The 8,355-nt window shown below is 70.5% G+C and carries 9 protein-coding genes; 5 read left to right on the top strand and 4 right to left on the bottom strand.

Annotated features, from left to right (window positions below):
• Window positions 1-177: 177 nt before the first annotated feature.
• Window positions 178-1,266, bottom strand: coding sequence for a redox-regulated ATPase YchF (gene ychF, locus H5J26_RS04695; protein WP_181764393.1), 1,089 nt, complete (start codon window positions 1,264-1,266; stop codon window positions 178-180).
• Between the two features lie 287 nt (window positions 1,267-1,553).
• On the opposite strand from ychF, the gene H5J26_RS04700 reads away from it, so the two are divergent.
• Window positions 1,554-2,198 carry a DUF6542 domain-containing protein gene (locus H5J26_RS04700; RefSeq protein ID WP_181764394.1) on the top strand — a complete coding sequence of 215 codons (645 nt, stop codon included), beginning with the start codon at window positions 1,554-1,556 and terminating at the stop codon, window positions 2,196-2,198.
• A 66-nt stretch (window positions 2,199-2,264) separates the two neighbouring features.
• Here H5J26_RS04700 and H5J26_RS04705 read toward each other — a convergent pair whose 3' ends face one another.
• Window positions 2,265-3,275, bottom strand: coding sequence for a 4-hydroxy-3-methylbut-2-enyl diphosphate reductase (locus H5J26_RS04705; RefSeq protein WP_181764395.1), 1,011 nt, complete (start codon window positions 3,273-3,275; stop codon window positions 2,265-2,267).
• Between the two features lie 146 nt (window positions 3,276-3,421).
• On the opposite strand from H5J26_RS04705, the gene xseA reads away from it, so the two are divergent.
• The 3 genes from xseA (at window position 3,422) to H5J26_RS04720 (ending at window position 5,694) form a co-directional block, all read left to right on the top strand.
• The gene (gene xseA / locus H5J26_RS04710; protein ID WP_181764396.1) at window positions 3,422-4,636 is read left to right on the top strand and encodes an exodeoxyribonuclease VII large subunit; all 1,215 of its coding nucleotides are present in this window, start codon (window positions 3,422-3,424) and stop codon (window positions 4,634-4,636) included.
• Window positions 4,637-4,645: 9 nt separating this feature from the next.
• Window positions 4,646-4,942, top strand: a complete 297-nt coding sequence (locus H5J26_RS04715; protein WP_181764397.1) for an exodeoxyribonuclease VII small subunit — start codon at window positions 4,646-4,648, stop codon at window positions 4,940-4,942.
• A 158-nt stretch (window positions 4,943-5,100) separates the two neighbouring features.
• The gene (locus tag H5J26_RS04720) at window positions 5,101-5,694 is read left to right on the top strand and encodes a malonic semialdehyde reductase (RefSeq protein WP_181764398.1); all 594 of its coding nucleotides are present in this window, start codon (window positions 5,101-5,103) and stop codon (window positions 5,692-5,694) included.
• Between the two features lie 93 nt (window positions 5,695-5,787).
• Here H5J26_RS04720 and H5J26_RS04725 read toward each other — a convergent pair whose 3' ends face one another.
• Complete coding sequence (locus tag H5J26_RS04725; protein ID WP_309237776.1) at window positions 5,788-6,435, bottom strand: DUF4245 domain-containing protein; 648 nt, start codon at window positions 6,433-6,435, stop codon at window positions 5,788-5,790.
• Window positions 6,436-6,624: 189 nt separating this feature from the next.
• On the opposite strand from H5J26_RS04725, the gene glpX reads away from it, so the two are divergent.
• A complete protein-coding gene (glpX, locus tag H5J26_RS04730) occupies window positions 6,625-7,659 on the top strand; it encodes a class II fructose-bisphosphatase (protein ID WP_181764399.1) in 1,035 nt (344 codons plus the stop codon).
• A 24-nt stretch (window positions 7,660-7,683) separates the two neighbouring features.
• Here glpX and H5J26_RS04735 read toward each other — a convergent pair whose 3' ends face one another.
• Window positions 7,684-8,187, bottom strand: a complete 504-nt coding sequence (locus H5J26_RS04735; RefSeq protein WP_181764400.1) for a GNAT family N-acetyltransferase — start codon at window positions 8,185-8,187, stop codon at window positions 7,684-7,686.
• Between the last annotated feature and the right edge of the window lie 168 nt (window positions 8,188-8,355).

Raw genomic sequence — 8,355 nt, forward strand, 5'->3', positions numbered from 1 at the left:
TAGGCGTTAGTGGATGTCCCTCGCCAGTTGTCGGCGCGGGGCGGTGCGGACGCAAGGCGTCGCGGAGTCTCTGACAGAGGGCGCGGCGGCCCGGTTGACGCCGGTTCCACACGGCCTTCGAAGTCGTGCACGGTCTCTCTGCGCGGCACACCAGCACTGCTGGGCGGCCCGCGCCCGCTACACGTTGAAGCGGAACTCCACCACGTCGCCGTCCCGCATCACGTAGTCCTTGCCCTCCATGCGGGCCTTGCCCCTGGAGCGGGCCTCGGCGACCGACCCGGCCGCGACCAGGTCGTCGAAGGAGATGACCTCCGCCTTGATGAAGCCGCGCTGGAAGTCGGTGTGGATGACTCCGGCCGCCTCCGGGGCCGTGGCGCCCTTCTTGATCGTCCAGGCGCGGGACTCCTTGGGACCGGCCGTCAGGTACGTCTGCAGGCCGAGCGTGGTGAAGCCGACGTGGGCGAGGGTGGCCAGGCCCGGCTCCTCCTGGCCGACGGTCTGCAGGAGCTCCAGCGCCTCGTCCTCGTCCAGCTCGGCGAGGTCGGCCTCCAGCTTGGCGTTGAGGAAAACGGCCTCGGCGGGGGCGATCAGTGCGCGCTGGTCGGCCTTGAACGACTCGTCGGTGAGCTCGTCCTCGTCGACGTTGAAGACGTAGATGAACGGCTTGGTCGTCAGCAGGTGCAGCTCGTGCAGGGGCGCGGCCTTCTCGCTGCCCTGGGCGAGCCCGGCGGAGAAGAGGGTGCGGCCCTGCTCGAGGATGGCCTGGGCCTCCTGCACGGCCTTGACCTGCGGCTGCTTGTCCTTCTTGACCCGCGCTTCCTTCTCCAGCCGGGGCAGCACCTTCTCGATGGTCTGCAGGTCGGCGAGGATCAGCTCGGTGTTGATCGTCTCGATGTCGTCCTTGGGCGAGATCTTGCCGTCGACGTGCACCACGTTGTCGTCCTGGAAGGCCCGGATGACCTGGCAGATGGCGTCGGACTCGCGGATGTTCGCCAGGAACTTGTTGCCCAGGCCCTCGCCCTCGCTCGCGCCCCGGACGATGCCGGCGATGTCGACGAAGTCGACGGTGGCGGGCAGGACCTTCTCCGACTTGAACAGCTCGGCGAGCGTGCCCAGACGCGGGTCCGGCACTCCGACCACGCCGACGTTCGGCTCGATGGTGGCGAACGGGTAGTTGGCCGCCAGGACCTCGTTCTTGGTCAGGGCGTTGAACAAGGTCGACTTGCCGACGTTCGGCAGGCCGACGATTCCGATCGTGAGCGACACGTGGCGACTTCCCGTAGCGATTTTGAGGCGGTCTGGAGAGTGGAGAGCGTCCGGCCGGTGCCGGGCTGAGCCGGGCGCACGGGCCGCGGAGAGCGTCCTTGCGGCCGGACCGATCCACCAGTCTAGGGCTCGAACTGACGGTCAACGCGTGTCCGTCCCATGTGAACGGCAGTGATGCGGCCTACGTTGGAGCGGTGGAACAGCAGCACAGCGCGCGTGAGGACCGGAAAGGTCCCGGTCAGCCGCAGGGGCAGGGGCAGAAGCAAGGGCAGGATCATGGGCACGGTATGCGGCGCCGGAAAGGGGCGAAGCCACGGGCCGCCGCTGCCGCCGCAGCCGGAGGAGAGGCGGCCTCGCCGCTGACCGGTGCGCCCGGATCCATGCCGCGGGAGGCCCGGCGACGAGGCGACTCGGGAGCGGTACGGCAGGAGACCGCCGCGCTCTACCACGCGCAACTTCGCTTCCCCCTCATTCCGGCCCGACTGACGGACGCCCTCTCCTGGCTCCCCCGCGCCCGTCTCACGGCACTCGGCACCGGGCTCCTGGCCGTGCTGCTGATGGTGCTGGCAGGTGTCCTCGACAGGCTGCTGCTCAGCAACTCGATGCCCGCGTACGGAAGCGCCTTCGTCCTGGTCTGCGTGGCGTGCGCGTCCTGGGTACGGCCGGCTGACCTCTTCACCGCACCCGTCGCGGCCCCTCTCGCCTTCACAGCGGGCCTGGCCTTCATCAGCGGAGGCGCGGGCACCGAGGGTTTCATGGGGCACCTGACGAGCCTCTTCCCCGCGCTCGCCGTGAACGCCGTCTGGCTGTACGGGGGCACGCTGATCGCCGGACTCATCGTGCTCGTACGGAAGGTGGGGCTGATCGTGCAGCGTTCGCGGGCCCGAGCCCTGGACGAGGCGCTCGAAGACGCCGAGAGCGAGATGCCCTGACCGTCGCCGACGCCCCTGATCGCCCCCGACCCGAGCCGTAGCCCGGGGAGGGGGTGGGGCGCCTCGTCAGCTCGACTTGCGGGCCGCCTCCGCGCGCAGGTCGCGGCGCAGCTCCTTCGGCAGGGAGAACTGCATGCGCTCCTCGACGGGCTGCACGATCTCCACGTCCTCCCAGCCGCGCTCGGCGAGCCACTCCAGCACGCCGTCGACCAGCACGTCGGGAACGGAGGCGCCGGAGGAGAGGCCGATCGTCGTGACGCCTTCGAGCCAGGCCTCCTCGATCTCGTCCGCACCGTCGACCAGGCGGCCGTCCTTCGCGCCGTGGGCGATGGCGGTCTCCACCAGGCGGACGGAGTTGGAGGAGTTCTTGGAGCCGACGACGAGGACGAAGTCGGCGTCGGCAGCGACCTGCTTGATGGCGGTCTGGCGGTTCTGCGTGGCGTAGCAGATGTCGTCGCTGGGCGGGGAGAGGAGGTTGGGGTAGCGGCCCTTCAGGGCGTCCACGGTCTCCATCGTCTCGTCGACCGAGAGCGTGGTCTGGGAGAGCCACACGACCTTCTCCGGGTCGCGGACCTCGACGTTCGAGACGTCCTTCGGACCGTCGACGAGGGTGATGTGCTCCGGCGCCTCGCCGCTGGTGCCGATGACCTCCTCGTGACCCTCGTGACCGATGAGGAGGATGTCGTAGTCCTCCTTGGCGAAGCGCACGGCTTCCTTGTGCACCTTCGTCACGAGCGGGCAGGTGGCGTCGATGGTGGCCAACTTGCCGCGCTCTGCCTCCTCGTGCACCTGCGGGGCGACGCCGTGCGCGGAGAAGATCACGATCTCACCCTCGGGCACCTCCTCCGTCTCTTCGACGAAGACGGCGCCCTTCTTCTCCAGGGTCTTCACCACGTACTTGTTGTGCACGATCTCGTGGCGGACGTAGATCGGGGCGCCGTACTGCTCGAGGGCCTGTTCGACGGCGATGACGGCACGGTCCACACCCGCGCAGTAGCCACGGGGTGCGGCGAGCAGGACACGGCGGCGTTCGTCGGTGGCGGCGGCGACGGACGGGCGGGAGGGCGTTGCAGACATGCGTCCATCGTAAAGGCGTTGCCCCGGGCCTACGGGCGCCGGTAGCGGAAGCCACTCTTTCCGGGATGATCCGGACCCGGCTGCCGAAGAAGCGGACCGGCTGCCGCCGAGCCACCGCTGTCCGCGGCTCCCACTAGTGTCGTCGTATGGCTCTCATCTCCTCCCCCGAGTCCCCCGTTCCGGTCGGTGAGATCTCCCGGCTGATCGGCGGATGGATCGACCGGCTCGGCGCGGTGTGGGTGGAAGGCCAGATCATCCAGCTCTCGCCCCGGCCGGGTGCCGGAATGGCGTTCCTCACCCTGCGCGACCCCTCGCGTGACGTGTCGATCAGCGTCACCTGCTTCCGTGACGTCTTCGACCGGGTGAAGGACGTGATCGGTGAGGGCGCGCGCGTCGTCGTCCATGCCAAGCCCGTCTGGTACGAGCGCGGGGGCTCGCTCTCCCTGCGGGCCGCCGACATCCGGCCCGTCGGGATCGGTGAACTGCTCGCACGGCTCGAACAGTTGAAGAAGACACTCGCCGCCGAGGGCCTGTTCGCGGCGGAGCGCAAGCGTCCGCTGCCCTTCCTGCCGCACCGCATCGGCCTGGTCACCGGGCGCGCCTCCGACGCCGAGCGGGACGTGCTGCACACGGCACGCGAGCGGTGGCCCGCCGTCCGTTTCGAGGTCCGGCACACGGCGGTGCAGGGCGTACGCGCCGTCCCGCAGGTCATCGAGGCGATCCGCGAGCTGGACGCGCTCGACGACGTGGACGTGATCATCGTGACCCGCGGCGGCGGCAGCATGGAGGACCTGCTGCCCTTCTCGGACGAGCGGCTGGTGCGTACGGTCGCCGGCTGCCGCACGCCCGTCGTGTCGGCCATCGGGCACGAGGCGGACACCCCGCTGCTCGACCTCGTCGCCGACCTGCGCTCCCGCACCCCCACGCACGCGGCGAAGGACGCCGTGCCCGACGTCGGCGAGGAGCACGAGCGGGTACGGGAGTTGAGGGCCCGCTCCTGGCGTGTGATCAACGCCTTCCTGGACCGGGAGGACCGAGGCCTCACGGACGTCATGAGCCGCCCGGCCATGGCCGATCCGCACGCGATGGTGAGCGAGCGCGAGGACGAGGTCGCCTTCCTCCTGGAGCGGGCCCGGCGCACGCTGAGGCACCGTCTGGAGAGGGCGGAGGACGAGCTGACGCACACCCGCGCACGCGTCGTCGCGCTCTCCCCTGCCGCGACGCTCCAACGGGGCTACGCCGTGCTCCAGCGGGAGGACGGCACCGTGATCAGGGCCGCGGACGAGACCTCGGAGGGCGACAAGCTCCGTGCCCGGGTCTCGGAAGGGGAGTTCAACGTGACTGTCGGTCCGCACGCTTAGGGTGGCCACATGACCTCGGAGACGGAGACGGATGCGGGCGCGCAGGCCGGGACGGACGCGGACCCGGCGCTGTCCGCCCTGAGCTACGAGCAGGCCCGGGGCGAACTGGTCCGGGTCGTCCAGCAGTTGGAGGCGGGCGGCGCCACGCTCGAGGAGTCGCTGGCGCTGTGGGAGCGCGGCGAGGAGCTCGCGCGCATCTGCCGCGAATGGCTGGAGGGGGCGCGGATGCGCCTCGACGCCGTCCTGGAGGCGGAGGCCGAGGAGGAGGACGATCTCGAACCTCCCGAGCCCGGCCCCGACGCGTAGGGCCACGAGGGCACGGAATGAACAGGGCGTTGACCTCACGTCTTCCCCGAAGTGGAAGGTGGGGGTTTGCCCTGATTCCGCTGGAGACCACCAGCGGAGCGCGTTTACGGTGGAGCGTCCGACTCGATCAACAGCGCGCAAAGGCAAGGCTTCCGCACATGACTCTCGCCCTCGACCCCACCGCCCAGGACCTGCTCTTCCGTGAGGCTCACACCGCGTACACCTTCGCCGACGAGCCGGTGACCGACGAGCAGATGCGAGCGGTGTACGAGCTGGTCAAGTACGCCCCCACAGCGTTCAACCAGTCACCGCTGCGGGTGACCCTGGTCCGTTCCCCCGAGGCGCGCGAGCGCCTGGTGCGGCACATGTCGGAGGGGAACCGCCCCAAGACGTCGACGGCCCCGCTCACCGCCGTGCTCTCCGTGGACCTCCACTTCCACGAGCGCCTGCCGGAGCTGCTCCCGCACGCCCCGCACATCAAGGACGCCGTCTTCTCCGAGGCCGAGACGCGGGAGCTCCACGGCAGCTTCAACGCCGCACTCCAGGCGGGCTACTTCATCCTCGGGATCCGCGCCGCGGGGCTCGCCGCAGGCCCGATGAGCGGCTTCGACCGTGACGGCGTCGACAAGGAGTTCTTCGGCGACGGCAGGCAGAAGACGCTGCTCGTGGTCAACATCGGCAAGCCCGGCGAGGAGGCGTACAGGCCGCGTTCGCCGCGCCTCGCCTTCGAGGACGCCTTCACCACGGTCTGACGCCGCTGACGGACCGGCGGGGATGACGCCGCTGACGGACGGGCCGCGACATCGGCCGGGCGGGGCGGGACGAGCCGGAGGGGCGGTGTGAGGTCAGCGCTGGGCGCCGCCCCCGCCTTCGCCGGCCTGTCCCGCGCTCAACGCGGCGGCCATCTTCTCCAGTTGCTGGAAGCCCGCCGTACCGGTGACGACGACCGTGTGCGGGTGGCCGCCCTTACTGCTGCCCTGCTCGGGGTCGTCCTTCTGTGCGGCCTTGCCGGAGACCTTCCGTACGAGTGCGTCGTACTTCTCGCCCTCGTAGCGGGTCCACTCCTCGCCGCCCACGCGCGTGGACTTCGCCGTTCTGCGGGCGCCCTGCGTGACTTCCTCTATGTACTTCCGGGAGCGCGGTTCGTCGCTCTGCTCCACGGCCGCGTACTCGGTGTCCGGCGTGATGAAGCCCAAGTGCCAGGCGGAGCCTTCGGGTCCGTCGGCCTCGTACTTCACGGATGTGGCCCGCCAGTCGCGGGGCAGGCCTTCCGGCGCCAGCACCGGGTAGGGGGCTGCGCGGCGGGCGGAGTCGAGTTCCACTCCGTACCGGACGGGCTTGACCGGGTCCACGTCCTCGTCGTGCGGGACGAAGAGGTAGATCACCCAGGCGGCGAGCAGGACGACGGCGAGGGAGGGCACCATGCCGCGCACGGTCCGTCCCCTGGCCTGCCTGGCCGGCTTCTCCTGCTGCCTGTCTGCTTCTGCTGCCACGGCTCCATCGTCCCCTACACCCGGAATCGCCTGAACAACGGGTCGCACACCGGCATCCCGTCCTCAGGGCAGCGCCGGGACCGGCGCTCATCCGTGGGGCCCTCTGCTCACCCGGAAGGATGCTGGGTACCCTCGTAAGCACCCTCAGTAGCCCGGCGGCGACTCGGCCGAGCAGAAAGGTGTGCCCCGATGACCGATCATCAGCACCTCCCCTCCCCGCTCGACGTCAGCCCCGAGGCCCCCGACCGCAACCTCGCCCTGGAGCTGGTGCGGGTCACCGAGGCCGGTGCGATGGCTTCCGGCAGGTGGGTGGGCCGCGGCGACAAGAACGGCGCGGACGGTGCAGCTGTGAAGGCCATGCGCACCCTGGTCTCGACCGTCTCGATGAACGGTGTCGTGGTCATCGGCGAGGGCGAGAAGGACGAGGCGCCGATGCTCTTCAACGGCGAGCGGGTCGGCGACGGCACGGGCCCCGAATGCGACGTCGCGGTGGACCCCGTGGACGGCACGACGCTCACCGCCAAGGGCATGGCCAACGCGGTCTCGGTGCTGGCCGTGGCCGAGCGGGGCACCATGTTCGACCCGAGCGCGGTCTTCTACATGGACAAGCTGGTCACCGGTCCCGACACGGCCGAGTTCGTCGACATCACGGCGCCGCCGGCCGTCAACGTCCGCCGCATCGCCAAGGCGAAGGGCTGCTCGCCGGACGACGTGACGGTCGTCGTCCTCGACCGCCCGCGGCACGAGGGGATCGTCAAGGAGGTGCGGGAGTCGGGCGCCCGCATCAAGTTCATCTCGGACGGCGACGTCGCGGGCGCGATCATGGCCGTACGCGAGGGAACTGGCGTCGATCTGCTGCTGGGCGTGGGCGGCACCCCCGAGGGCATCATCGCGGCCTGCGCGATCAAGTGCCTCGGCGGCACGATCCAGGGCCGGCTCTGGCCGAAGGACGAGGAGGAGCGGCAGCGGGCGCTCGACGCGGGGCACGACCTGGACCGGGTGCTGCACACCGAGGACCTCGTCAGCGGCGAGAACGTCTTCTTCGTCGCCACCGGCATCACCGATGGCGACCTGCTGCGCGGGGTGCACTACCGCGGCGAGAGGGCGTACACGGAGTCGCTGGTGATGCGGTCGAAGTCGGGCACGATCCGGAAGATCGAGTCGACTCACAAGCTGTCCAAGCTGCGCGCGTACAGCGCCGTCGACTTCGACCGGGCGCGCTGACCCCGGCGTACCGACTCCGCTCCGCTACACCTTGTCCGGGCGCCGGGATCCGAGGGGGTCCCGGCGCTCCGGCGCGCCGTGGAGCGGACGCTCGAAGCACCAGGAGCCTTCGAGGCCCTTGTAGGCACCGAAGTTGGGGATCCGCTCGTACCCTGCGCGGGTGTAGAAGCGGACGGCGTCGGGCTGCCTGTCCCCGGTCTCCAGGCGGAGACTGCTCCACCCCTGTTCGCGCGCCCAGTCCTCCAGGGCGCGCAGGATCCGCAGCGCCGCGCCCGAGCCACGCCGGGGCAGGTCGACGTACATACGCTTGACCTCGCCCACGCCATCGGAGAGGTCGCGAAGTCCTCCGCACCCGACCGCGGTTCCGCCGTCCTCGTACGCCACGACGAACACCGCGACGTCCACCGCCGACGGCGGCGTGCCGGGCTCGCTGTCCGGGGTGCCGTACCGCTCGGCGATCTCGGCCCGCTGCCCGGCGCGCAGCGCGACGGCGTCGGGGTGCGTCCAGGCGACCTGCTCGATCCTCATGCGCCGGGATTCTGCCGGGGGCCTGTTGCAGACGGGTAAACCGTCCGGAGGGGCGAGGCAGGGATCTGCCGGAGCCCGTACGGAGAGAAGCCCCCGGGCGCGGGGCCCAGGGGCTGCGAGCGGAGGCCGCTCAGGCGATGCGGGAGGGCAAGAAGGGCCGGAAGAAGG

Origin of the sequence: Streptomyces albidus (ex Kaewkla and Franco 2022), from assembly GCF_013870515.1 — a bacterium.
Lineage (GTDB): Bacteria > Actinomycetota > Actinomycetes > Streptomycetales > Streptomycetaceae > Streptomyces > Streptomyces albidus.

Coding starts and splice junctions, on each gene's coding strand:
- H5J26_RS04700 (WP_181764394.1), top strand. CDS start 1,554: ATGCGGCGCCGGAAAGGGGCGAAGCCACGGGCCGCCGCTGCCGCCGCA.
- H5J26_RS04705 (WP_181764395.1), bottom strand. CDS start 3,275: ATGTCTGCAACGCCCTCCCGCCCGTCCGTCGCCGCCGCCACCGACGAA.
- xseA (WP_181764396.1), top strand. CDS start 3,422: ATGGCTCTCATCTCCTCCCCCGAGTCCCCCGTTCCGGTCGGTGAGATC.
- H5J26_RS04715 (WP_181764397.1), top strand. CDS start 4,646: ATGACCTCGGAGACGGAGACGGATGCGGGCGCGCAGGCCGGGACGGAC.
- H5J26_RS04720 (WP_181764398.1), top strand. CDS start 5,101: ATGACTCTCGCCCTCGACCCCACCGCCCAGGACCTGCTCTTCCGTGAG.
- glpX (WP_181764399.1), top strand. CDS start 6,625: ATGACCGATCATCAGCACCTCCCCTCCCCGCTCGACGTCAGCCCCGAG.
- H5J26_RS04735 (WP_181764400.1), bottom strand. CDS start 8,187: ATGAGGATCGAGCAGGTCGCCTGGACGCACCCCGACGCCGTCGCGCTG.